Here is a 23,341-nt window from a genome sequence, read left to right on the forward strand (position 1 = left end):
ATCGATCATTGCGTGTGCGGCGCGGCCTGCCGGTTGTTTTGTTGCTTGCGTTGCTGACGGGAGGGGGCTGCGCGCAAGCAGCCGATGTGACGACCGCCGATACTCAGGCGGTTCGCGCGCTGTTTCTACAGCAGACGACCGCCGAGACTGCGCATGATCTCGACGCGCTGAGCGGCATGTTCGCTTCCACCGCACCGGGACAGCCGGATCCCGTGTCGTTCGTGGCTCGCGCATATCGCTTTTGGGGCAGGGACGAGGTGCTTGATCATTTCAGGGAGACCTTCGCCGGGACATGGCGGGTCGAGCCGGATCAAAGTGCGCTGCGCATCATTCCGCTGAATCAGGATACGGTACAGGTGTACGCGCCTACCAAGGTGACCATCGGCGCGCCGGGCCAACCAGCGAAGACCGCGACGTTTCTGATCAACGAGTTTATGGTCCGCAGCCCGTCCGGCTGGAAGGTTGCAGCGGTGATTCCGGTGCCGGCGCAATAACGGGAGACGCACATGAGCATTCAAACCGTGCTGGCCTGCTGCGCTGCGATTGCGATGGTGAGCGCCGCGCATGCTGAAGCGCCGCATCGATTTACCGATGAAGACCGGCAAGCGGTCGAAGCAGTTTTCATCCGGCAGGCGGAGGCTGCGACCGCGCACGACATCGATGCGTTCGCCGGCGTACTAGCCTCGGCGCCGGCCGGCGAACCCGACCCGATCGTGCTCCTCGCCCGTTCGTATCAGTTCTGGGGCAAGCCGGCGCTGATCGAGCATTTCAACGAAACCTTCAAGGGCGTGTGGAAGTTCGAGCCCGACGTCGCGAAGATCCGCGTTGTACCGCTGAGTGCTGACGTCGCGCAGCTATACGCACCCACTCGGGTCACGGCAGGCGCTTCGGAAGCCACGGCGAAAACCGCGTCGTTTCTCGTCTATGAAACAGCAGTGCGAACCGCCGACGGCTGGCGCATTGCGTCGATTGTGCCGGTGCCCGCGCAGTAGCAGCGCGTATTGCCTCATGTTGCTCTCGTCAGCCGGGCCCGCTGCACAACAACTGATGGGAGGGCAAACAGCATGAGAGATTTCGAGCTACCGGGACGATAGCTGGTGATGTCGAAGGAAGGCATGGCGGCGACCTCGCATTCCGCTTCGACGCTTGCCGCCGTGAAGACTCCGGAGGCGGGCGGCAATGCCAGGGATGCAGCGATTGCTGGCTGCGCCGTGCCGTGTGTGGTCGAGGCCGGCTCGACGGGGATAGGCGGCGATTGCTTCCCGCTGTATTCGCGTGGCGGCGGCGACGGCATCATCGCCTCCAATGGCTCCGGAAGGGCGCCGCAGGCGTCCAGCGTGCCCGTGCTCAGGTCGCTTTCTGTCGAACGTGCTCGACTACGGACAGGACATACAGTCGGCCAACGCATTGCCACCCGGGCTGCCAAGTTGCACACACGCACGCATTGCGGCTTCGTATGCCTGTCCTGGGCGATCACGCGCGGCCATGTCGACATGGCCGCTCTCCGCAATGCCGAGGACGGCTGCACTCATCACCACCTTTACTGCGGCTTCGTTAGATCCTGCCCAATTGCGGCGACAACTGCCTGCTCGCAATCCTTGAGACCTGCGACCGACTGATCGAACTGGTCGATCAAGGTGCCGAAACTGCCATAGTGATATTTTACATCCGCTTCGACATGGACAGAGTTGGCCTTGATATCCCAGCCGCAGGCGTATGTCTTGAAGTACATGTCTTGCTTGGACTTCGAGTCGAGCAGACGAGCGCGGACGACGACCCACGGAATGAAATCGCTCGATTCCGGCGGGGATACGTAACCGAACGAAGTAATCCACACGCTCAGGATGGCGTCGGCGTTGGTCTTGACATCGGAAAAGTCGTCGGACTTGCCGTCGCTTGAAAGCTTGGCGTGCTGGTCGTGCAACGGAACAATTTCGTAGCCGTTACTGGACAGTCGCGTTGTCAGGCTATCGTTAACGACGGGAGCAAAGGCAATCTTTTCGCTTGCCACACGCTGCGTGTATGTACTCGTATGATTGGCGTTGATCCCACCTTGCACCAGTCCACCAATCAATCCAAATGCTCCGGCAGCACCACCGAGGTTGACCACGCTCTCTCCGCGCGGTTCGGTGACATCCAGCATAGCGATCGAATGGAGCTTTTCACGATTGTTGGCGGCGAGATCTGTTTTCGGAAGTGAAGCACAGCCCGTGAGTACTATTGTTGCAACGATAAAACTCGCGACTGCAGAAGTTGAAAGCGTTTTGTTATCCATGATCTTTTATTTGTGGATTGAGAGTGCGGACGCCATTGGCCAGTGTCTTTGGATGGAGGTCACTCTCACGGCAACATTCAGACACAGGCAAGCTATTTAACGGCGCTGTTTGCGTGAACTTTAAGTTGGCGGTTTCTAACTGAGGTGCATCACTCTCGATAAATGACCATGCGCTATTGCTCGATGGCGGAAAGCAAGACTGGAGATGGATCCTTGAATTTTGCGAAGGTAACACTGGGATGGCTGGCGCTCTGCCTGCCTGCAATTGGGCTTGCGAACGAGGTGTGTGCCGAGATTCCGGACGGCGTTTCTGTGCGCCGCTACGTCATCGAGGACGTTGAATTCAGGGCACCTGGTGCTTTCCGAATCATTTATGCAGTGTCGGACGGTACAGTCCTTTGGGTGCGATTCGATTCGATTCGCCGAAGCCGTGGCCGCGGCCATATACAGCCGGCCCTACGGGAGAAGATTTTCTGTTGGACTGGCACGAGTCGAAAGATTGCCTCACGGTCACGAAACACGGCCATTACCTTAATGGGAGGCAAGAGCTTCTTTCCACTTTTCCGACGGAACTCTTTCTCGCGCAGGGTGGCTATGTGACCCGCTTGGCGACAAAGCCCTATGAGCCTCCAACGCCAGATTGGCCAGTGACGGGCACCCCGAATTAGATGTCTACCGACGCGATGAAGGTGTGGCCAGACTATGCGGTGCATAGTTGTGTTGAGCCCACTGCGTTTCTCTGGCGGCTGCGATGAGACAGGGAAAACTCGGGAACCGATGACTTGCGAATAGCGTCTCATTGCCGAGGTACAGGCGTGTTCGTTGTCCAGATGTCGCGATGTTGTTTCCACTGCCCGTTCGCTCGTTTCCAGATAACAACATAGTCTCCTGCGTCGTAGACTTTGCCGCCTTCACCTGGAACCGTATATTTACCGACTTCGTAGGCGGTGCTGCCGTGCGCCTCGACTTCAACTGAAGTCAGCTTGATTGCCCTGAGCCCCGAGTCGATCGCCGCCTGCCAATATTGAGTGATCGCGTTGCGCCCACTGACGACATGATCATTAGCCGGAAGGAGCTTCGCGCTTTCCGTATATGTTGAGGCGATGCCGGCGGCATCGCCATGACTCACGGCCTGCTCGAACTTTTTATTGCTGGCTTCGATCGACGCGCGCACCGTGTCCTGCGCTAATGCCGTCGTCCAAAGACCTGAGAGCACCTAAGACCTAAGAAACGGCTAACCGAGTAAAGGCGCGTTGAGATTTATGATGCATATGGCCTCCTGGCCTCCTGGCCTCCTGGCGTCCTGGCCTCCTGGCGTCCAGCATAACTCCCATATCGCCGCGTTCGGCGGCACCGTGCCCGGAACCCCGAACTTCGCATATACAACGGACATTTCTGGGTGCCCTTAAGCCTCAGGGAATGCTTCTACAAGGGTTGCCTTATCCGGACCACGAAGCAGTCGTCACGAATCGTGCTGGGCACTTGGTTTGTATAGGTTCTTTACTACTAGGCCTTAATCGATGTCCGCGATGACCTCCCGCTCTGCCTTAGCGGCGGGTGAATATCAGATTTCGCTTCATGGATTACCTTGCAATTATCTGCCTATGACCTATCGTACAGCTTTCAATATAAAAATTAAAATTATAATAATGTTCCATTTAAAACAAATTAATAAAAATATAAATCTGCTTTGAATTCAATAAATCATTAAAAGACCGACCTGAGAGATCCCATGATTCTTTTACCCAAGTTATGGCTCCGCCGATGGCCAGCGGCTGGCCTTTTGTTAATCTTCGTTGCCGTCGGCGCCCGAGCGAAATCCCCTTGTCCAAGCTGGGTCGTTACCCGGGCCGGGAGCGCATTTAATGTAGCGGCGCTAATTTCGGACAGCGGTTCTCCGGAAGCAGCCCTCGCGAAGGCACGCAACGCATTGGCGCGCGTCAATAACGGCGGCGGATGCGAGGCAATCGCCAGCGGCGACCCTGCCGCATGCGACGAAACGATTGCGCTCGCTAAAAAAGCCGTAGCGGCCTTGGAAGAATGTGGGACACCGGATGCCAATACCAAACCAGCCCCAAAAACACGCCCCCCTGTTGAGACAAAAAACGAGCTTAGCCAGTAGAAAGGCACTCGACTACTCGTAAGCCTGAGCGACGAAGTTGCGTCAGCCTTGGCTCCGGCTAGTTTGACTCGTTGAGCCGTCGTCGTAGCATCGTTCGACGAACGTCGGTAAAGGCCGATGACGTCCGGACGAACCAGAAATGCGAACGGCCGTTGTACCTCGCAAGTGGCCATCGCAAGGACTCGGTGACGGCCGACCGCTGAGGGTCGTAAGTACGTATTCGATTGCAGCCAGAGCGGTCACTCGCAGTTACCGACGAGCGAACGCTGTAACGCAACTCTTAGCTGCTTCTCGATGGCGGATGAATGAATGTCAGGTAGGGCCGCCGATTAGCCGCCATCGAGTGAAAATATAGAATCGCCGTTCGACTCTGCTGCTTCACGCGAAGTCCGAGAATTGCGGGCGCATCAGAGTGCGCCGTCTGGGGCGTGTGTGGGCGATGCAGGTGACGAAGCGATCAACAACCTGAGCCATGCGATTTCTATCAAGGGGTCGAACATCGAAAATCTAAGCGTCTGCATGTCAATGCGACACGAATAGGTTGGTATGAGAACTCCCTTGGCGTGCAAACGGAGAGTTCGGACGCTGAAAACAGTCGATTCCCGGTGGGTGGGCCGGGAGCACGAACGGGAAACAGCAGCCGCGCGCGGCACGGGCGAAGGTCACTATGCATGGGATCTCGGGGCCAACAGCTCGATGACGAATGCGAACGTGGACACGGTTGTCGAGAGCACAAGCGGACGCGACCTGAAACTCTCGTACAAGGGCGGCAGCAACTCGATCACGGTGCCGGCCAACGTGCCCGTCGTGACGCTCGCGCCCGCCACGCGTGCTGATCTGATCGCGGGAAGGAAAGTGTTCGTGGTGGCAGCGCCGGCCAACGGCGGGAGCTACGGTGCGCAATTCGTCGTGGTTGAAAAGGACGGCGTGGCGCCGCCGATGTAAATGTGCCTTGCGTGGCGGTACTGCTTGAGGTCGGTGGAGTAGGGCGCTTTAAAAACTTGGTAATCCACCACTCGCTTTGACTTATCTGCCAGAGGGTGAATGCGCGTGGCCCCTTGGAAAGCCGTGGTTCCAATGGCCGGTTCACCCGACGGAATCGGCCATTGGAATCGCGACCGGGCCGGCGCGTCGGAGAGGGAAACTGACCGACTTCGGTCTTCCGTGCTCGGCCATCTCCTGTAACTGTGTAAGAGCGCCCCGGATGCGATCCGCACTATCGGAACATGCCTGCGACGAATCGAACCGCTATATGCGATCGATGTAGACACGTGCCTCTACGATCTCAGGATTACCCACATTTTTACTGAGCATGCTATCCGCTTTGCCTGAAGAGCTGATACATCTTCGTAATTTCGTGCAGGACGAGAAATCCACGCCATATGACTGTCGGTCCTGGTGGGCGGTCATGCGTGCGATTCAGATAGCCGCCAAGCATGCCTATCCACACGATGGTTTGTTGCAGCGTTGGAACCTGCTCTGGCAGTTGCGTGGTTGCGTGGGTATGGCAATAGAGCGCCTGCCATTCAACTGGCTGGAGCAATACTTCGCAGCACAGCTGCGTGCCCGTTCGCGCAAGCAGCGTGGCATACAGGATGCGCCACGCGATGACGGCAAACAGAGCAGTCGCTCTCACAAACCGCTCGAGCGTGCCGAACTGGCGCGCCTCGATACGGCAGCCGCTTTTGAGCACACGGTGCCACGTCTCAATGGTCCAGCGTCTGGCGTACCAGGCCAGCCGTTCGAGAACTTCTTCAAGCGAGCTCGTGGGCACCGAACTGAGCAGCATCCATTCAAGCGGTTCAACACCGTTCGGGGGATTATCCTCAATGGCGTGAATCGCAAAGACGTCGACCTCAGGCAGGCTGCGGCGGCTTGCGCGCGCTCTTGGAGATTGCAGTCGCACGCTCGCACAACGCAACGTCAGTCGCGCTATGCGCTGAGGAAGTTTGCTTCTGGTTGGTATCCGCAGTTCAGTGTTGCCAAGGGGCGTGGTGGCCAGAACAGTTTCCCAAAGGTAGCCTTGCGGATGACGCGCTACACGGTTGTGTGTTGCGCGGATCAACCAGTCCACTCCGGCGGGGCGTTCGGCGGAAAACAGTTCGTAAAGGTCGCTCTCGCGGTCTCCAACACAGACAAACCGCGTCTGTTCGCAACGTACCTTGAGTGCCGCGAGATGATCGATTCCTTCAAGCCATTTGACGCTTTCCTTCTGTTCGATCGGGCGCGTGACTGCGGGGGCACTCTTGCCGAACACCGCTTCGGGGCGTACCCAGGTCTTCACGCCCAGCACGCCTAGCGGCAAGCCATCGGGCGTGACTGCCAGCAGGCTGTGCATCATGAAACCCTGCTCATTGTTGCCAGTGCCGCGCCCCAGCCCCTCCGTCGCAGGCAGATGCGACAGGTTGAACTCCGTTGTGTCCTGAATCGCCAGCACGATCGGCACCTGTCTCATGCGATCAAGTGTTTGCGCAATATGGGGCGCGAGAATCCCGTTCGTGTCGACCTGCGTATTATCGAAGAAACGGTAGGCAGCCTTCAGTTCGGCCGGCTTGAGCGATTGAGGAAATGAACCTTGCGGACTGCACGCGAGTCGGCGAGCCAGCGCAACAAGACGCTGCGCCAGGCGCGCATCACCCAGATCAGCCTCGCCAAATTCGGCACTTGCCCAGTCATCTGTCTCGTTCTCGTCGACCAATCCCGACTACCGTTGCGAACAGAATGGGCCAAAGTTAACATCGACGCCGACTGTTTACAAGCGATCATTCACCACTCTCCTTGCAAGATGTGGGTAATCCTGAGCTCTACGATCGGTCGTGCGGCGCCGCTCTCCCGTCAGCGTGGCACCGGTCCGATGATCTGCGCGATCCGTTGCCACATCTCTACTGGATTCGAGTACATCGGAAAGTGTCCGCTGTGACTCACTTCAGCCAGTTGCACGCCGTGCTCGCGAAGCGTTGGTAAATAGGAAAGCGATGCATTCTGCTCACCGTACATGAACATCCGGGGAAATGGCAGTTCGAGGAAGCGGTCCATGAGGCACGCATTATCCGAGAGTTCCACCATCGAGCGGAAAATGTGTCGCACCGCGTCAGCACGCACCTTATGTCGCAAACTCGCGGCATAGAGTGGACACGAGAAGAATGGCGAATGCCATGTGCGTTCTATGAACTGGTCGAAGAAGGATTGCGAGTCCGCCGCAGGATAGTCGTTCACCTGCCGGCTCAGGAAGCAGTCTTCCGGAGCGACATTGCCTTCGATATCGACGAAGCTGAGTACGCGCGCGCGTATTTCGTCGGCGAGCATGAGGGCGGTCAGACCGCCCATCGAATGGCCTACCAGATGGAAGCGCTCAACTCTGTAGTGAACGAGTACGGCCTTTGCGGTCGAAACAAGAAATGGCACCGATATCTTCGACAGATCAGCACAGTGTGTTGCGCCACAGCCGGGTGCATCATAAGCGATGACAGGATGGCCGTCGAACGCTGGATAACGCACGATATCGGCGTAGTCTTCCTTTGTCGACCCGAACCCATGCAGAAAGAGGATTGGCGCGCGGTTCCCCGCGCGCCGCATGACTGCCAGATCGAGCGTAACGCCTTCCACCACGAGCGTTACGTTTTCCTTTTCGAGTTCAGCCATGTCCGACGAGGCCTCCCCCTGAAAGCGATGAGCAGAACGTTTCGATAGCGCGACATGCACCCGTCAACGCCACGTCGTCGAGCGCATACGCGATCCGGATGTACGGACCGAGCCCGAACGCGCTGCCATGAACCGTCGCTACGCCTGCTTCGTCGAGTAGGGTTGCCGCCACATCCTCATCGCTGCGAAGCGTCGTGCCGCCTGCGGTGGTCAGGCCGATCAGGGCCGAACATGACGCAAATGCGTAGAAAGCACCGCCTGGTATCGAGCACGTCAATCCCGGCGCGGCATTGATCAGGTCGACCACGAGGTTGCGTCGGCGTTCGAACACCATGCACGATTCGGTGATGAAGTCCTGCGGACCGGTCAGCGCAGCAAGCGCGGCGTATTGTGAGATCGAACTCGCGCCCGAGGTCTGCTGACCCTGCAGCTTTTCCATCGCATCGAGCAGCCAGCGCGGACCTGTTCCGTAGCCGATGCGCCAGCCTGTCATCGCGTAGGCTTTGGAGACGCCGTTCATCGTCAGCGTGCGCGCTGCGAGCCGAGGCTCGACTTGAGCGATCGTGAAGAAACGCGCGCCATTGAAAATCAGATGTTCATAGATATCGTCCGAAAGCACGAGGACATGCGGATGCACGAGTAATACATCTGCCAGGGCGGCCAGTTCGTCGCGCGTATAGACGGCGCCGGTCGGATTCGAGGGCGAATTGAGGATGACCCATCGCGTGCGTGGGCCGATCACTTTCAAAAGCGCGTGCGGCGTCAGTTTGAATCCGCTTTCGATGCCGCACGGCACGACGACAGCGCGTGCGCCGCAAAGCGCGACCATCTCCGGATAACTCACCCAGTAAGGCGCGGGCACGATGACTTCGTCGCCCTCGTTGAGCGTTGCAGCCAGCGCGTTGTAGATGACCTGCTTGCCGCCGCTGCACACGATGGTGTCCTGCCAACAGACGTCTAGCCCATTCTCGCGCTGAAACTTCGCAGCAACCGCTTCGCGCAGGCTGCGCATGCCGGCGACTTGCGTGTAGCGCGTATGTCCGGCGCGGATTGCTTCGATTGCAGCTTCCCGAACGTGCTCGGGCGTATCGAAGTCCGGTTCGCCTGCGCTCAACGAGATGACGCTTGCACCGCTCGCGCGCCGCGCTGCGGCGCGATCCATCATCCGATAGGTTGCCGAAGGCCGCGCATGCGCGAGATTCACATTGAGCCAGTGAGCAGATTGATCCATCACGACTTCCTCTGCAACATGTGATAGCCGAGCGCCGCACGCGCTTCGCCGAGCGTCATGCCATCCGCAATACGCGCTCGGATCTGCGATTCCGTTTCCTCGATCTTGCGCGCGAGCGCGGCAACTTCGCGTGCGCGCTTGCGCGGCACGACGACGACGCCGTTCGCATCCGCGACGACGATGTCACGCGCGCTCACGCGCGCCGTGCCGATCGAAACGGGCGCATTGATCGACTCCACTTGCACGCGATCCTTGCCGGTTCGCATGAACCGTCCGCGACTGAACATGGGATAGCCGTCGTCGAGCGCTTTGGCCACATCGCGGCATACGCCGTCGATCACGGTCGCCGCGATTTTGCGCGCGCCTGCATACTGGGTCATGATGTCGCCCCAGACAGTGCAGTCCGTTCGGGCATCGTTGTCGATGACGATCACATCGCCCTCTGCGACATCGTCGATGAAATCGCCGACGCTGCCCGGCGGCGTGCTCGCGCTCACATACTTGACCGTGAAGGCCGGACCGACGACGGTTTTCCGATAGTCGTCCAGTGCAGCGATCCCGAGACATTGGCCGGGCAGGCCGAGCTTGTCCATTGCATCAGAGACGCCGGGCGTGTCCAGTCCTTCAAAAAGGGCGACGAGTTCCTTGTCTTCAGCGCTCATTTGGCTTCCTTGACGTAGATGGCTTCGAATTCCTTGTCGTGCATGACTTCCGCAACGGAGCGGCCCGCACGAACGGCCTTCACCATGCCGTCCTGACGTTTTGCTATGCGTTCGCCAAGATCGACGACTTCTTCGATACGTGCGGCGGGCACGAACACCGTGCCGCAGCGATCCGCGACGACATAATCGTCTTCATGCACGACGACGCGCGCGAACGTCACGGGCTTGCCGGAACTGATCTGCGCGACGCGATTGCGTGCGCTTATCATCGTGATGCCGCGCCCGAACACGGGATAGCCGATTGATTCGCTGCCTTCGATATCGCGGCTACATCCGTCTATCACCGAGCCGCGAATCTTTTTTGCTGTCGCCGCGTTGGCGATGATGTCGCCCCAGCACGAAATGCCTTCGAGGCCGCCGGCAATGACGAGAACGCGGTCGCCCGTGCGAATTTCGTCGATCACGGGGGTGATGAGGTGAACAGTCGGCGTCGCATCCGTCTTGGGCCCGAGCTGAATCGTGCTCGCGCGTCCGACGATGCGCGGGCAGTCCCAAAGCGGCCGGATGCCAAAGGTGGCGCCGGGAAGACCGAGAAAATCGAGCGCATCGGAAACCGTGTTGGAATCCAGCGAGGCAAGCCGGTCGAGCAGGGAAGGGGTCGTCATGGTCAATGGCCAGATGCGTTGCAGAGCTTGCAGTCTCGGCGTTAGAGTCGCATATGTAAATTCCGAAGAACGGAACCCTTTCATACGCCGAAGCTATCAATGTCATGATCAACTTTCGACTCGTTCGCCATTTATGGTTGTTCCTCGCCGTCGCCGAAGAAGAGCATTTCGGCCGCGCCGCCCAGCGACTCGGTATGTCCCAGCCGCCTTTGACCGAACAGATCCAGGTGCTCGAACAGGCGCTGAAGGTCAAGTTGTTCGAGCGCGGACGGCATGGCGCGAAGCTCACGCAGGTCGGCGCTGCAATCCTGCCGGCAGTCCGAAAATTCGCCGAGCAACTCGAACGCCTGGAACTGGCAGTACAGGAAGCGACGCAGGGAAATAGCGGTGTATTGACGATCGGCGCCATCGCGTCCGCGATGATCGATACGCTTCCGCCTTTCATCGAGCATCTGAAGGCGCAGTTTCCCCAGCTAACCGTCTCGGTCAAAGAGATCGACAGTGTCGAGGCGGTGCCAGCACTCGAGCGCGGCGACATCGATCTTGCATTCGCGCGTCTCGAGGGAGAGCAGGGGCCCTCAATTCAGTCGCTGGCTCTCAAGCAGGACCGCCTTGCTGTGGCCTTGCCGAAGACGCACCGCTTCGCAGAATTGCCGCGCGTGCGGCTTGCATCGCTTGCGGACGAAGCGTTCGTCATGTTTTCGCGGCACTTCAGTCCGAATTACTACGACAGCATCATCGCGACGTGCCGCGGCGCAGGGTTTTCGCCACGCGTGTTGCACGAAGTGCGTTCTGTGGCGTCGCAAATCGCTTTCGTCGGATGTGGACAGGGGATCGCGCTCGTGCCCGATTCGCTGAAAAAGTTGGCGGCGGATAACGTTGTATTCCGGCCGCTGAAAGAGGCGGTCACTGTCGTCACCACGGCCGTCGCATGGTCTACCGAGCGGGCGAATCCGATCGTCGACACAGCCGTTGAGACGCTATCCAGGAGCAGAATGGTTCAGGTCGGGAAGGCGCCTGCGGCGCGCAAGAGGCGGACGGATCGAGCTTAGGACCCGGCATATTCGATACGCCCGGCAGAATAATTCGTTCCGATCTTCGGAATTTACAGAATGGATACGAAGCCCGATATTGGCCGCGCTCTCCCGCGCGTTTGCGGGAAGTTGATCCGCCACCGAAGAGGAGCGTTGCCGTGTCGAGTTCCGAGTTCAATATTCATCCGCCGCCCGCGCTGGCGCCGTCCGAGATCGTCGAGGCGCTACGGCAGATCGTGACGCCGCATATCAGCGACAGCCTTCAGCGCGTTTCAGGTGTGGTCGGCCTGACGCGATATCACCGCAGTCGGAAGCTGGTCGGCACCGCGTTTACCGTCAAGACGCGCCCTGGCGACAATCTTCTGATCTACAAGGCGTTGATGGATATGTCGCCCGGTCACGTCCTCGTCGTGGACGGCGGCGCGGACACGACCAACGCACTGGTCGGCGAACTCATCATGCTTTACGCACAACAGCGCGGATGCGCAGGCTTCGTGCTGGACGCCGCTATCCGGGACAGCGCCGCGTTTTTCGAGGCTGATTTCCCTTGCTATGCGCGCGGTTCGAGTCATCGTGGTCCTTATAAAGTCGGACCGGGCACGATCAATGTGCCCGTGTCTGTCGGCGGACAAGTCGTTGCGCCGGGCGATCTGGTTGTCGGAGACGAAGACGGCGTCGTGTCCTTTCCGGCGAGCGACGCACGAAGAATCCTCGATGCAGTCGCGAAGATTGCTGCGAACGAGTCTCGCATCAAGGATGAGATCGCGACGGGCGCTCGCGATCAGGAATGGCTTCATAAGGTGCTGGCAGCGCATGGGCTGAGCGAATAGCACATCGGCATCGATTTTTCGAAACTTCCCTCCCGTAACACCTGGCGGCGATGTCGATTGGCATCGCCGTTTTTTTATCGCCGTTTCAATAGGCTCGACGTATCGAACTCTTCCTGAAATCGGAATAGACGTGGCTTTTTGCGCATCCGAGCATGTGTCCACAAACTGCAATTCGCGGACTCGCAAGAATCGGAGGATGACGATGAAAACATGGATGCTTGTCGCAATGGCCTGCTGCGTAACGACCCAGATCGCCGCAGCGGAAGAATCCACGCTCGCGAAAATCAAGGCGTCGCAGTCGATCACGCTTGGTGTGCGGGACAGTTCGATTCCGCTGTCGTACACGGGCGGCGACGGCCAGCCCATCGGCTTTCAGATGGACATCTGCAAACAGATTGTCTCCGCCATTCGAACGCAACTGGGCTTGCCTAAGCTCGATGTGAAGTATCAGACCGTCAATTCGCAGAATCGTGTCGTGCTCGTGCAGAACGGTACGGTGGATCTCGAATGCGGTTCGACGACGAACAACCAGGCGCGTGCGCGGGACGTCGCGTTCTCGGTCACGACCTATATCGAAGAAGATCGCATGGCCGTAAGGGCGGATTCAGGCATTCGCAACCTGCGCGACCTCTCCGGCAAAACGGTGGTGGCGACGACGGGAACGACTGCGATCCAGCACCTGCGTCAGCATGAACGCGCGGCGGGCCTGAACTGGACGGACCTCTACGGCAAGGATCACGCCGATAGCTTCCTGATGCTTGAATCGGGCCGTGCCGATGCGTGGGTGCTCGATCAGGGCGTGCTGCGCGCGACCATCGCGATCTCGCGTAACCCGGCCGCTTATACGGTCACGGGCGAGCCGTTCAACACGGAACCGATTGCCATCATGTTCCGCAAGGACGATCCCGACTTCAAGAAGGTCGTTGACGGCACGATCCGAAAGATGGACGCCAGCGGCGAGATGAAAACGCTGTGGAGCAAATGGTTTGTTCAGCCGATTCCCCCACGCGGAATCCGGATGAACATGGAGCCACCCGAAGCGCTGGTCAAGCTGTGGGCGCAGCCAAACGATCTGCCGATGGAAAGCTACGCGGCGCGGTAACCCAATTGTATCGACACAGGGAGAGAGGAGATGGCGCTGGACTGGAGCGTGTTCTGCAAGGAAACGACGACGGGCGATTTGATCGCAGACTGCTTCGGCAGCCGTGGCGACCAGACCTATCTGAACTGGATTCTTTCGGCATGGAGCTGGACGTTGACGGTCTCGCTCGGCGCGCTGCTGGTCGCGTTGATCGTCGGCGTGGCTGTGGGAACGTTGCGCACGTTGCCGGACAGACCGTGGCTTGCGTCACTTGGCGCGGCATGGGTTGAGCTTTTCCGCGACATTCCGTTGCTCGTTCAGATCTTTCTCTGGTACTTCGTCATTCCCGATGCCTTTCCGTTGCTCAAGAAGTGCTCGCCCGCGTTGCTCGTCATCGTTGCGATCGGCTTGTTCACGTCGGCGCGCATCGCGGAGCAGGTGCGCGCTGGCATCCGCTCGCTCTCGCGCGGTCAGCGTCATGCGGCGCTCGCGCTTGGGCTGACCACAGCGCAAACCTATCGCCATGTGCTGTTACCGATGGCCTTGCGCATCATCATTCCGCCGCTCACGTCGGAGGCGATGAACGTCGTGAAGAATTCGTCTGTCGCCTTTGCCGTCTCTATCACCGAGTTGACGTTCTTCGCCCGACAGGCGGGAGAGGAAACCGCCGCACCCATTCAGATGTATCTCGCGGCCACTGTATTGTATGGATTGACGGCCTTCGGCGTGAACCGCCTGATGCATGTCATCGAGCGCAGGGCGCGGATTCCTGGGTTCGGGTCGGCTGGCGCCGCCGCCGTTCATTGAGGAGTCGGAGCGATGCCAGGCACTCTCGACCTCGATTTCTTCCGCTGGGATGTCGTCGCGCCATTCGTCGCGAAAGGTCTGGGCTACAGCGTGTGGCTGACCATCGTCGCGACGCTCGGCGGAATCTGCTTCGGTACGGTGCTGGCACTTGTGCGGTTGCTCGGCAAACCGACTCTCGAACGGCCGGTCGCCATTTACGTCAACATCATGCGCTCCGTTCCGCTGGTCATGGTGCTGCTGTGGTTCTTCCTCATCATTCCGTTCGTGACGGGCAGACCCGTCGGCGCGGAAATGTCGGCGGTCGTGACGTTCGTCGCCTTCGAAGCGGCGTACTTCTCTGAGATCGTCCGCGCGGGGATTCAGGCTATTGCACGAGGGCAGTTCAATGCGGGCTTTGCGCTCGGGATGACGTACGGGCAAAACATGCGATTCGTCGTGCTGCCGCAGGCGTTCCGCAACATGCTGCCGGTGTTTCTGACGCAAGTCGTCATCTTGTTTCAGGACACCTCGCTCGTCTATGCCATCGGCGCGTACGACCTGCTAAAGGGATTTGAAACAGCGGGAAAGAATGTCGGCCGGCCGGTGGAAGCTTACCTGCTTGCCGCAGTCGTGTACTTCCTCGTCTGCATGGCGTTGTCCACGGCTGTGCGACTCGTGCAGAAGCGAGTTCAGATTATTCGTTGAAGGATATCCATGAGCCAGATGAAGCCCATGATCGAAATGCGCGATGTCTCGAAGTGGTACGGCACGGTCCAGGTGCTGGACAGATGCTCCTTGTCGATCGCGAAGGGCGAAGTTGTTGTCGTATGCGGGCCTTCGGGGTCAGGCAAATCGACGCTGATCAAGACCATCAATGCGCTCGAAGCAATCCAGAAAGGTGCTATCCATATCGATGGCACGCACGTCAATTCGCCACGCACGAACCTGCCGAAGCTGCGTAGCCGTGTCGGTATGGTCTTTCAGCATTTCGAGCTGTTCCCGCATCTGAGCGTCACTGACAACCTCACGCTCGCGCAGACGAAGGTGCTCGGACGCAGCTTCGACGAGGCACGAACACGTGGCCTCAAAATGCTCGCTCGCGTCGGCCTCCTGGCGCACAAGGACAAATATCCGGGCACGTTGTCGGGCGGGCAGCAACAGCGCGTTGCGATTGCGCGTGCGTTATCGATGGATCCCGTTGTCATGTTGTTCGACGAACCTACATCTGCGCTCGATCCGGAAATGGTCGGCGAGGTGCTCGACGTGATGACCGCGCTCGCAGACGACGGCATGACCATGATGTGTGTGACGCATGAGATGGGATTTGCTTCACGCGTCGGTAGTCGCATCGTCTTCATGGATGTCGGCGGGCGCATTCTCGAGGACTGCACGCGCGACGAGTTCTTCGGCAATCCGACGGCCCGGCAGCCGCGCACAAAGGATTTTCTGAGCAAGATCATTCAGCATTAGCCGCGGAGAACTCGTACAGGCTGAGCCAAATTTCGCGTGAGACAGCCGGCGCTTTCGCCAACTTGCAAGGACAGGATCGTCACTTACTCGACGACTGAATCACCTGCACTGTTGTAACTATGCGGTTTTCATCGACATAGAGAGATCGATGATGTCCGTTCACCTTTCCTCAGCGGCCATTCCGAGTATGAGTCGGTGAAGGTCGGCTCAGGGTCGTGAGGGCTCGTTCATTGACAATCGACGACGACTGCTAGCTGCATTCGAACGGAAGAGCATTTCTCCTGGGGCAAGACCGTTGGCAAGATCAGGCAGACAGTCTATCGCGGCATCAAGCGCGTGGACCAACATTTCAAGCTGACGATGGTGGCGAGCAACCATGACCCGCATGGTGCGGATGGCAGATGTGGTGTCGCAAGAGGCGGCGCAATGAGCCGCCCCCGCGCGGGCGCTGCGCTGCGAAGGGCCTTGCACGCATGTGTATCGTCCGAAAAAACCGCTCGGCGAAGCGATAGATTCAGCAGCAAATCGCATACGAAAATTACATGAGCAATCCTTGCCGTCGTGATTGAACGCTTTTCAACAGCCTGTTAGGGGCAGGCAGCACGTTGCTGATTCGATTGAAAAATATACGGGAGGCCAGACAAAACCATATCGTTCGCGGTTCGCTTTGACCCGGAAATTGCTCGCAAAACCAGGGGGCCCCGACAAGGAAAATCGTACGTGAGACTTGTTCAGCGGCGTCCGCGTAACGAGAGGGTAGTCGATCCTGTCAACTGAGACGGAAGTCTCAATGACGTCGATGGTGCATTGCGGTGTGATCTCGGCGAACGCGCGTGGTACAACGCTTGAACCAACGAAGTATCGGTGTGCCGCGCAACGACGTATTGTGCGCGACGCTATCGGACCGCCGGAGACTCGCCATGCCCTATGTTCCGCAGACCCGACATATCGAACGCGTGCGCAGTGCGATCGAGGCGCGTACTTCCCGCGCGGGCGACGGTGCGTCGCCCCGACTCGTGTCATCGTACCGGCGTTCGCTTGAACAATATCACCTCGATCCGGGTGCCACGGTCGGGCCCCGTATCCTCACGACGCCGGAGCTTCGCGATGTTCGCCAACGCGAGGAACCGGTGCTGCGCGCATCGGGGCAGTGCCTGTCGCAGCTGCACGAGATGGTGCGAGAAGCTGACTATTGCGTGATGCTTACCGACGCGGCTGGAGTGACGATCGACTATCGCGTCGACCCTGACCGGCGCAACGCGTTCAAGCGCGCGGGGCTGTACCCGGGTTCGTGTTGGTCGGAGCGCGAGGAAGGCACCTGCGGCATCGCGACCGTGCTGCTCGACCGCGAGCCGATCACGGTGCACAAGTTCGACCATTTTCGCGCCGCGTTCACTACGCTGACGTGCAGCGCTTCACCCATCTTCGGCCTTTCCGGCGAGCTGATCGGCGTGCTGGACGCATCGGCCGTACGGTCGCCGGACGAACGCGAAAGCCAGCGCCTCGTCAACCATATCGTGCGGCAAAGCGCGGTGCTGATCGAAAACAGCTATTTTCTCCATGCCACGACGCACCGCTGGGTGATGCTCGCACACCGCAACCGCCACTACGTGGAATCGCAGCCCGAGATCCTCATTGCCTTCGACGAGCGCGGCCGGGCTGTTGCCGCGAACCGCCGGGCAAAGGAGTGCGTGCCGGGACTCGAGCGCTTGCCGTGCGATGCGTCGGAACTCTTCAATACCCGCGCCTTACGGCTTCTCGATGCCCGCATGGGGAGCGACTTTATATCGCTGCGGCTCGCGCGCAGCGGCGAGCCGCTTTTCGCGCGGGTGCGCCCGCCGGTGCTCCATACGCTGCACCGGCACAACACACCGGCCGCCGCCGCTAGTGCACCCAAAGCACCCGTTTGCGAAGCCAATACGACCGAACGGCGACGTATCGTCAACGCCCTCACGACGGCCAAATGGCGCCCGGTCGAAGCGGCGAAGCTGCTCGGCATGTCGCGGGCGACGCTCTACCGGCGCATCGCAAAGCACAGCATCGTGCCTCCACATCGGCGCTGATTCACGCGGCTTTTGCCGTTCCAGCCAGTTCCAGTTCCCGGGCGGGAGAGAAACCCGCCTTTAGCAATGTATTGACCATCCGTTCTAATGGAGGAGTAACCGTGGCCGAAACCAATCCGATCTCCGTTGCAGCAGGCGTGCTCGAGCGCCTGAACACTGCGCTCGCGAACCGGGACATTCCCGCCGTAGTCGAGCTGTTCCAGCCGGACTGCTACTGGCGCGACCTCGTGAGTTTCACCTGGAACATCAAGACCATGGAAGGACGCGAACAGGTCGCCGCGATGCTGGAGGCGCAACTGGATACGGCCGATCCCTCGAATTTCCGCGTCGCAACCGGTGAGCCCGAAACCGAAGCGGATGGACTCGCGCAGGCGTGGATCACGTTCGAGACTGGCGTCGCGCGCGGCAATGGTTTCATCCGCCTGAAGAACGGCCGGATCTGGACGCTGCTCACGGTGATGAGCGAACTGAAGGGCCACGAAGAGCCGAAGAATTTCAAGCGGCCGATGGGCGCGGAGCACGGCGCGCGCGCAGGTCGAACGAGCTGGAAGGAACATCGCGAGCATGAGAGCGAAACGCTGGGGGTGACGAAGCAGCCGTATTGTCTGATCGTCGGTGGCGGACAGGGCGGCATCGCGCTGGGTGCGCGACTGCGGCAACTGAACGTGCCGACCATCATCATCGACAAGAACGACAAGCCGGGCGATGCATGGCGCAAGCGCTACAAGACCCTGTGCCTGCACGATCCCGTCTGGTACGACCACATGCCTTATCTGCCGTTTCCCGACAACTGGCCGGTTTTCACCCCGAAGGACAAAGTGGGCGACTGGCTCGAGATGTACACGAAGGTGATGGAGCTGAACTACTGGAGCTCGACCACCTGCAAATCGGCGCGCTACGACGAAGCCGCGAAAGAATGGGTGGTGGAAGTCGAGCGTGGCGGCGAGACGCTGACGCTGCGCCCCAAACAACTCGTGCTCGCGACGGGCATGTCGGGCAAACCGAATATTCCCGAGTTCAAAGGCCGCGACGTGTTCGAGGGTGAGCAGCACCATTCGTCGCAACATCCCGGACCAGACGCGTATCGCGGCAAGAAAGTGGTCGTGATCGGCGCGAACAATTCGTCGCACGACATCTGTGGCGCGTTATGGGAAGCGGGCGTCGACGTCACCATGGTGCAGCGCTCGTCGACGCATATCGTGAAGTCGGAATCGCTGATGGAGCATGCGCTCGGCGATCTTTATTCCGAGCGCGCGGTCGCCTCGGGTATGACGACATGGAAAGCCGACATGACCTTCGCATCGTTGCCGTACAAGATCCTTCACGAGTTCCAGATTCCTGTCTACGAGAGGATCCGCGAACGCGACGCCGAGTTTTATGCGCGGCTCGAACGCGCGGGCTTCATGCTCGATTTCGGCGACGACGGCTCGGGTCTCTTCATGAAGTATCTGCGGCGCGGCTCGGGCTATTACATCGACGTCGGCGCGTCCGACCTCGTCGCCGATGGCAAGATCAAGTTGAAAAGTGGCGTCGACGTGGTGGAGCTGAAAGCGCATTCGGTGCTGCTGTCGGACGGCACCGAGTTGCCGGCGGACCTCGTTGTCTATGCGACGGGTTATGGATCGATGAACGGCTGGGCCGCCGATCTGATCTCTCGCGAAGTCGCCGACAAGGTGGGCAAAGTGTGGGGCCTCGGCTCCGCTACGACGAAAGATCCGGGACCGTGGGAAGGCGAGCAGCGCAACATGTGGAAGCCGACGCAACAGCAGGCGCTGTGGTTCCACGGCGGCAATCTGCATCAGTCGCGCCACTACTCGCAGTATCTGTCGCTGCAACTGAAGGCGCGTATGGAAGGCATTCTGACGCCCGTATTCGGACTGCAGGAAGTTCATCACCTGTCGTAATGCAACGCGGACGTTTGGCGCTGAACACAGGTCAAGGTGTTGGCAGGGATCAGACATAAAAATTCTCTCGTGTGGCGATACGCATGGCGGAACTGCAGTGTGTTCTGCGCATGATGAAAGCGACGGTCCGGTAGCACATTCTTGTTGAAGTTGGGAAATAGGGCTGCCGGCTTAAATTTCTACGAAGGAAATCCGATGACCATTCATACGAAGGTGGCGCTCGTCACGGGCGCCGGGCAAGGTATCGGCCGCGGCATTGCGTTGCGGCTTGCGAGGGACGGTGCCGATCTTGCGTTGGTTGACATCAATGTAGAGAAATTGCAGGTGGTTGCCGCCGAGATTCGCGATCTCGGCCGACGGGTGACCATCTACGTGGCTGATGTGTCGAAGCGGGACGAAATCTACGCTGCTGTCGAACATGCCGCAGGTGAACTAGGCACCCTTGACATCATGGTGAACAACGCCGGGATCGCTCAAGTGCAAGCGCTTCTCGATGTCACGCCGGCTGAGGTAGAGCGGATTCTGAAGGTTAACATCGAGGGCGTTCTATGGGGCATTCAGGCTGCCGCGAAGAAATTCAAGGCGCTTAAAAAGAAGGGGAAAATCATCAATGCGGCTTCGATTGCGGGTCATGATGCATTCGCACTGCTTGGCGTCTATTGCGCAACGAAGTTCGCGGTTCGGGCGTTGACGCAAGCGGCGGCCAAGGAACTGGCGAGTGACGGGATCACGGTCAATGCCTATTGTCCAGGTGTAGTCGGGACGGACATGTGGGTTGAGATAGACAAACGCATGGCTGAAATAACAGGTGTGCCCGTCGGCGAAACATACAAAAAATATGTGGATGGGATAGCACTAGGTCGCGCCGAAACGCCAGACGACGTTGCTGGATTGGTTTCCTACCTGGCCGGACCTGATTCTGACTATATGACCGGACAGGCACCGATGATCGACGGAGGACTGGTTTACCGATAGCGTGCTGGCGCCCCCGTATCTGGCCGGATCGACCAGTCGCCGGTCGACGCCCGTTCAGTCCAACGCGCCACGTTGACCGACGCGGCGGCGCTCTTTTCGTCCGATTTTCAAGCGCGCGATTGACCATAGTGGGTCCAGCGCGCTATTCGATCGGGCTTTTATCGTACTGGATATGCCGATCATGGAACCCACCAGCTCCAACATTGCTGCGCAAGAGGAACTCTCCATTGCGCCTACGGGATTAGTACTGCAGCCTTTCGTGTTCTCAATTGCTGTGTTCTTTGTTGTGCATGCCATAAGCCTTGGCATATGGCGTTTGTTTGTCGATGCAAAATTGGCCGTCTGGAAGTATTCCCCGCAGCCGTTCGGCATGTACCTGTTCTGGGGCATCCTGGTGCTCGTTTTCATCGGCTTCAATTTCGGCATGGCCGGGTTCTCGACGTTCAAACAACCTGCCCGGGGCTGTATCGCCACCGTTGTTACGGTTGGACTTGCATTCCTCTTGCCGGGCGTACTCGTCTACGGCTATGGAGCATTGGATCCGACGTTTACCTCAGTCGGCGGTGTTGGGTATGGTGCGGCCGGCCTTATCGTGCTGATCGGCTTTTATGGCTTCGGCATCCTGGCTACAGGCATGTCCGGATGGCCATGGTCAGATAGCGGGCTGAGACCTGTAGCGGGCAGTGTTGCGCAACTGGCCTGCGGTTGTTGCCTCACGGGACTAGGTTATTTTCTGCTTATATACCCGAACTTGACGACTGCTTCTGAGCCTCACGCGCCCCTGCTGGAACTGCCAGTGGCGATCGGTTGGTTCTATTCCGTTATCGTCGCGTGGCTAACTACTTTCCTTATTTTCGACAACTGGCCGTGGAGCATGCTGAAGCGGAAAAGTCACACGGCGCTCGCGGCACTGGTCGGCAATTTTCTACTGGGGACAGCACTCTATGCAGGACATCTCGCGCTGCTCAAATGGGTTCTCATTCCTTCCAACGCTGTCGAAAAACTCGGTACAACGCTCCGAATCTGGCCCGCGCAGTTAGGTGTATGGATCGCTTTCTGGCTGATCTTCTGGGTCAACGTTGCGGGCAATTGGCCGAACCGGTTCGGCATATCGACGAATCGTGTAATACGCGCATCGATTTGCTGGGGCCTTGGTTTGATCTCTTTTGAAGTCTATACGCGATGGTTTGCCGTCTCGGTACTTCATGAAGCGGAAATTGTACCCGGCTTTGGCGGTGATCCGCTCACCTGGGTCGATCTACTTAACTACGTCATGCTGATTTATGCCGTCTATTTTGAATTTTACGGTCTCTCCAAAAAGAAATCAGCGAATTGATCAAAGAACCGGGAAAGTTCTGATTTTCTGAAACCATATCAACCGAGACGGCAGTTTTCCCATTAGGTTGACATTCACTATCCAGGTAGTGTTTCAGGCTAATCGAAAGAAAGGTCACCACGTTAGTAGCCGCCCACTGGTCAGCGGGCAAAGAGCGTTGCATTGTGACGTGCGACGTGAATTCTGTATTTAACAGAAGGAGTCGTTCACTATGAAAGCTGCTGTCTACTATGGTAATCGCCAAATCACAATTGACGATGTTCCAGAGCCGTCGCCATCGAAAGGCGAAGTGAAGATCAAGGTCAGTCGAAACGGCATTTGCGGTACCGACATCCACGAATACTACGACGGTCCGGTCCTGATTCCAAAGACTGAGCCACATCCACTGACTGGCAGGACGTTGCCCGTGGTGATCGGGCATGAGTTCTCCGGAACTGTGGTGGAAGTGGGGCCCGACGTCAACGGCATCGAGGAAGGGGATAACGTCGCGATCGAACCGGTGATTCGCTGTGGCATGTGCAGGCCATGTAGGTCCGGCTTCTACAACGTGTGCAGATGTGTCGGCTTTCAGGGACTCTCGTCCGATGGCGGCATGGCGGAATATGCGGTCGTACCGAGCCACATGGTTCACAAGCTACCCGGCAACGTCCCCGTCGAAATGGGCGCGCTAGTCGAGCCGATGGCGGTCGCCTACCATGCGGCCACCCTCGGGGAAGTGACCAACCAGAGTCGTACGCTTATTTTCGGCGCGGGTCCGATTGGCATAGGTCTGTGGTTCGCTTTGCGCGGTATGGGCGTAACCGAGATCGACGTGGTAGAACCATCGGCGATCCGTCGCAAAGCAATTGAAGGGCTAGGAGCGCGCACTATCGATCCGACGAGCATTGACGTGCCGGCCTTTATCGCGGACAGAACCAACGGTGAAGGAGTCGATGCCGCGTACGACGCGGCTGGCGTGCCGGCGGCAATCTCGTCTGCGTTGAAATCGTTGGGCGAGCACCGGACTCTTGTGAGTGTTGCGATCTACGACAAGCCAATGCTTACACCATTGCTCGAGACCGTTATGCGTGAACGGCGCATACAGGGGACGCTCTGTTACACAGGCAAGGACTACAAGAGCGTGATCGATCTGATGGAGCGCGGACACTACAGGACCACGGGTTGGGTGGAAACCGTGCCGCTGGAGAATGTGCTTTCAGAAGGTTTCGAGGAACTGCGAGCTGGGCGGAAAATGAAAGTGTTGGTTGACCCGGCACAATAGAACC

Annotated in this window: 21 protein-coding genes and 2 pseudogenes; 16 read left to right on the top strand and 7 right to left on the bottom strand. The window is 58.7% G+C overall.

The window, feature by feature from the left end:
• Nucleotides 1–86: 86 nt before the first annotated feature.
• The 3 genes from C2L64_RS20805 (at nucleotide 87) to C2L64_RS54935 (ending at nucleotide 1,619) form a co-directional block, all read left to right on the top strand.
• On the top strand, nucleotides 87–494 hold the full coding sequence (locus tag C2L64_RS20805) for a YybH family protein (RefSeq protein WP_236674150.1): 408 nt from the start codon (nucleotides 87–89) through the stop codon (nucleotides 492–494).
• 12 nt (nucleotides 495–506) lie between these two features.
• Nucleotides 507–992 carry a YybH family protein gene (locus tag C2L64_RS20810; RefSeq protein WP_009770565.1) on the top strand — a complete coding sequence of 162 codons (486 nt, stop codon included), beginning with the start codon at nucleotides 507–509 and terminating at the stop codon, nucleotides 990–992.
• 123 nt (nucleotides 993–1,115) lie between these two features.
• Nucleotides 1,116–1,619, top strand: coding sequence for a gamma-glutamyltransferase (locus C2L64_RS54935; RefSeq protein WP_238554862.1), 504 nt, complete (start codon nucleotides 1,116–1,118; stop codon nucleotides 1,617–1,619).
• Here the strand turns inward: C2L64_RS54935 and C2L64_RS20820 are convergent.
• Complete coding sequence (locus C2L64_RS20820; protein WP_039902339.1) at nucleotides 1,541–2,275, bottom strand: hypothetical protein; 735 nt, start codon at nucleotides 2,273–2,275, stop codon at nucleotides 1,541–1,543. The two genes, C2L64_RS54935 and C2L64_RS20820, sit on opposite strands and share 79 nt — an antisense overlap.
• Before the next feature lie 796 nt (nucleotides 2,276–3,071).
• The gene (locus tag C2L64_RS20825) at nucleotides 3,072–3,449 is read right to left on the bottom strand and encodes a YybH family protein (RefSeq protein ID WP_009770563.1); all 378 of its coding nucleotides are present in this window, start codon (nucleotides 3,447–3,449) and stop codon (nucleotides 3,072–3,074) included.
• Between the two features lie 1,587 nt (nucleotides 3,450–5,036).
• On the opposite strand from C2L64_RS20825, the pseudogene C2L64_RS20835 reads away from it, so the two are divergent.
• Nucleotides 5,037–5,342 (top strand): annotated as a pseudogene (locus C2L64_RS20835) (hypothetical protein); the annotation flags it as partial.
• A gap of 370 nt (nucleotides 5,343–5,712) precedes the next feature.
• Here the strand turns inward: C2L64_RS20835 and C2L64_RS20840 are convergent.
• The 5 genes from C2L64_RS20840 to C2L64_RS20860 all read right to left on the bottom strand — a co-directional run bounded on the left by C2L64_RS20840 (nucleotide 5,713) and on the right by C2L64_RS20860 (nucleotide 10,597).
• Nucleotides 5,713–7,095: an IS4 family transposase gene (locus C2L64_RS20840; protein ID WP_090838341.1), complete on the bottom strand. Its 1,383-nt coding sequence runs from the start codon at nucleotides 7,093–7,095 to the stop codon at nucleotides 5,713–5,715.
• A gap of 137 nt (nucleotides 7,096–7,232) precedes the next feature.
• A complete protein-coding gene (locus C2L64_RS20845) occupies nucleotides 7,233–8,039 on the bottom strand; it encodes an alpha/beta fold hydrolase (RefSeq protein ID WP_009771151.1) in 807 nt (268 codons plus the stop codon).
• Nucleotides 8,032–9,270 (bottom strand): pyridoxal phosphate-dependent aminotransferase, encoded by a 1,239-nt coding sequence (locus tag C2L64_RS20850; protein ID WP_009771150.1) that lies wholly within the window; start codon nucleotides 9,268–9,270, stop codon nucleotides 8,032–8,034. The genes C2L64_RS20845 and C2L64_RS20850 overlap by 8 nt, the downstream gene beginning before the upstream one ends.
• A complete protein-coding gene (locus C2L64_RS20855) occupies nucleotides 9,270–9,932 on the bottom strand; it encodes an RraA family protein (protein WP_009771149.1) in 663 nt (220 codons plus the stop codon). Before C2L64_RS20855 ends, C2L64_RS20850 begins: the two co-directional genes overlap by 1 nt.
• The gene (locus tag C2L64_RS20860) at nucleotides 9,929–10,597 is read right to left on the bottom strand and encodes an RraA family protein (RefSeq protein ID WP_009771148.1); all 669 of its coding nucleotides are present in this window, start codon (nucleotides 10,595–10,597) and stop codon (nucleotides 9,929–9,931) included. Before C2L64_RS20860 ends, C2L64_RS20855 begins: the two co-directional genes overlap by 4 nt.
• 104 nt (nucleotides 10,598–10,701) lie before the next feature.
• Here C2L64_RS20860 and C2L64_RS20865 point away from each other — a divergent pair, with 104 nt between their 5' ends.
• The 12 genes and pseudogenes from C2L64_RS20865 (at nucleotide 10,702) to C2L64_RS20920 (ending at nucleotide 23,337) form a co-directional block, all read left to right on the top strand.
• Entirely contained in the window at nucleotides 10,702–11,649 is a 948-nt protein-coding gene (locus tag C2L64_RS20865; RefSeq protein WP_009771147.1) for a LysR substrate-binding domain-containing protein, read from the top strand.
• 140 nt (nucleotides 11,650–11,789) lie between these two features.
• Complete coding sequence (locus C2L64_RS20870) at nucleotides 11,790–12,461, top strand: RraA family protein (RefSeq protein WP_090838520.1); 672 nt, start codon at nucleotides 11,790–11,792, stop codon at nucleotides 12,459–12,461.
• A 202-nt stretch (nucleotides 12,462–12,663) separates the two neighbouring features.
• Nucleotides 12,664–13,563, top strand: coding sequence for an amino acid ABC transporter substrate-binding protein (locus tag C2L64_RS20875; RefSeq protein WP_009771146.1), 900 nt, complete (start codon nucleotides 12,664–12,666; stop codon nucleotides 13,561–13,563).
• A gap of 30 nt (nucleotides 13,564–13,593) precedes the next feature.
• A complete protein-coding gene (locus C2L64_RS20880) occupies nucleotides 13,594–14,349 on the top strand; it encodes an amino acid ABC transporter permease (protein ID WP_009771145.1) in 756 nt (251 codons plus the stop codon).
• Between the two features lie 12 nt (nucleotides 14,350–14,361).
• Nucleotides 14,362–15,033, top strand: a complete 672-nt coding sequence (locus C2L64_RS20885) for an amino acid ABC transporter permease (protein WP_009771144.1) — start codon at nucleotides 14,362–14,364, stop codon at nucleotides 15,031–15,033.
• Between the two features lie 27 nt (nucleotides 15,034–15,060).
• Entirely contained in the window at nucleotides 15,061–15,798 is a 738-nt protein-coding gene (locus tag C2L64_RS20890) for an amino acid ABC transporter ATP-binding protein (RefSeq protein ID WP_009771143.1), read from the top strand.
• Nucleotides 15,799–16,059: 261 nt separating this feature from the next.
• Nucleotides 16,060–16,228 (top strand): annotated as a pseudogene (locus C2L64_RS20895) (transposase); the annotation flags it as partial.
• Nucleotides 16,229–16,718: 490 nt separating this feature from the next.
• Complete coding sequence (locus C2L64_RS20900; RefSeq protein WP_009771142.1) at nucleotides 16,719–17,861, top strand: sigma-54-dependent Fis family transcriptional regulator; 1,143 nt, start codon at nucleotides 16,719–16,721, stop codon at nucleotides 17,859–17,861.
• 101 nt (nucleotides 17,862–17,962) lie between these two features.
• Nucleotides 17,963–19,765 (top strand): NAD(P)/FAD-dependent oxidoreductase, encoded by a 1,803-nt coding sequence (locus C2L64_RS20905; RefSeq protein WP_079500919.1) that lies wholly within the window; start codon nucleotides 17,963–17,965, stop codon nucleotides 19,763–19,765.
• Nucleotides 19,766–19,960: 195 nt separating this feature from the next.
• On the top strand, nucleotides 19,961–20,740 hold the full coding sequence (locus C2L64_RS20910; RefSeq protein WP_009771140.1) for an acetoin reductase: 780 nt from the start codon (nucleotides 19,961–19,963) through the stop codon (nucleotides 20,738–20,740).
• A gap of 181 nt (nucleotides 20,741–20,921) precedes the next feature.
• Complete coding sequence (locus C2L64_RS20915; protein WP_009771139.1) at nucleotides 20,922–22,076, top strand: hypothetical protein; 1,155 nt, start codon at nucleotides 20,922–20,924, stop codon at nucleotides 22,074–22,076.
• 211 nt (nucleotides 22,077–22,287) lie between these two features.
• Nucleotides 22,288–23,337 carry a 2,3-butanediol dehydrogenase gene (locus C2L64_RS20920; RefSeq protein WP_009771138.1) on the top strand — a complete coding sequence of 350 codons (1,050 nt, stop codon included), beginning with the start codon at nucleotides 22,288–22,290 and terminating at the stop codon, nucleotides 23,335–23,337.
• Nucleotides 23,338–23,341 lie beyond the last annotated feature (4 nt).

The sequence above is a fragment of the Paraburkholderia hospita genome, from assembly GCF_002902965.1.
GTDB classification, from domain to species: Bacteria; Pseudomonadota; Gammaproteobacteria; order Burkholderiales; family Burkholderiaceae; genus Paraburkholderia; species Paraburkholderia hospita.

What these genes read in the sequence shown, in the direction of transcription:
- C2L64_RS20810 (WP_009770565.1), top strand. Translation starts at nt 507, where the DNA reads ATGAGCATTCAAACCGTGCTGGCCTGCTGCGCTGCGATTGCGATGGTG.
- C2L64_RS54935 (WP_238554862.1), top strand. Translation starts at nt 1,116, where the DNA reads ATGGCGGCGACCTCGCATTCCGCTTCGACGCTTGCCGCCGTGAAGACT.
- C2L64_RS20820 (WP_039902339.1), bottom strand. Translation starts at nt 2,275, where the DNA reads ATGGATAACAAAACGCTTTCAACTTCTGCAGTCGCGAGTTTTATCGTT.
- C2L64_RS20845 (WP_009771151.1), bottom strand. Translation starts at nt 8,039, where the DNA reads ATGGCTGAACTCGAAAAGGAAAACGTAACGCTCGTGGTGGAAGGCGTT.
- C2L64_RS20850 (WP_009771150.1), bottom strand. Translation starts at nt 9,270, where the DNA reads ATGGATCAATCTGCTCACTGGCTCAATGTGAATCTCGCGCATGCGCGG.
- C2L64_RS20855 (WP_009771149.1), bottom strand. Translation starts at nt 9,932, where the DNA reads ATGAGCGCTGAAGACAAGGAACTCGTCGCCCTTTTTGAAGGACTGGAC.
- C2L64_RS20860 (WP_009771148.1), bottom strand. Translation starts at nt 10,597, where the DNA reads ATGACGACCCCTTCCCTGCTCGACCGGCTTGCCTCGCTGGATTCCAAC.
- C2L64_RS20865 (WP_009771147.1), top strand. Translation starts at nt 10,702, where the DNA reads ATGATCAACTTTCGACTCGTTCGCCATTTATGGTTGTTCCTCGCCGTC.
- C2L64_RS20875 (WP_009771146.1), top strand. Translation starts at nt 12,664, where the DNA reads ATGAAAACATGGATGCTTGTCGCAATGGCCTGCTGCGTAACGACCCAG.
- C2L64_RS20880 (WP_009771145.1), top strand. Translation starts at nt 13,594, where the DNA reads ATGGCGCTGGACTGGAGCGTGTTCTGCAAGGAAACGACGACGGGCGAT.
- C2L64_RS20885 (WP_009771144.1), top strand. Translation starts at nt 14,362, where the DNA reads ATGCCAGGCACTCTCGACCTCGATTTCTTCCGCTGGGATGTCGTCGCG.
- C2L64_RS20890 (WP_009771143.1), top strand. Translation starts at nt 15,061, where the DNA reads ATGATCGAAATGCGCGATGTCTCGAAGTGGTACGGCACGGTCCAGGTG.
- C2L64_RS20900 (WP_009771142.1), top strand. Translation starts at nt 16,719, where the DNA reads ATGCCCTATGTTCCGCAGACCCGACATATCGAACGCGTGCGCAGTGCG.
- C2L64_RS20910 (WP_009771140.1), top strand. Translation starts at nt 19,961, where the DNA reads ATGACCATTCATACGAAGGTGGCGCTCGTCACGGGCGCCGGGCAAGGT.
- C2L64_RS20915 (WP_009771139.1), top strand. Translation starts at nt 20,922, where the DNA reads ATGGAACCCACCAGCTCCAACATTGCTGCGCAAGAGGAACTCTCCATT.
- C2L64_RS20920 (WP_009771138.1), top strand. Translation starts at nt 22,288, where the DNA reads ATGAAAGCTGCTGTCTACTATGGTAATCGCCAAATCACAATTGACGAT.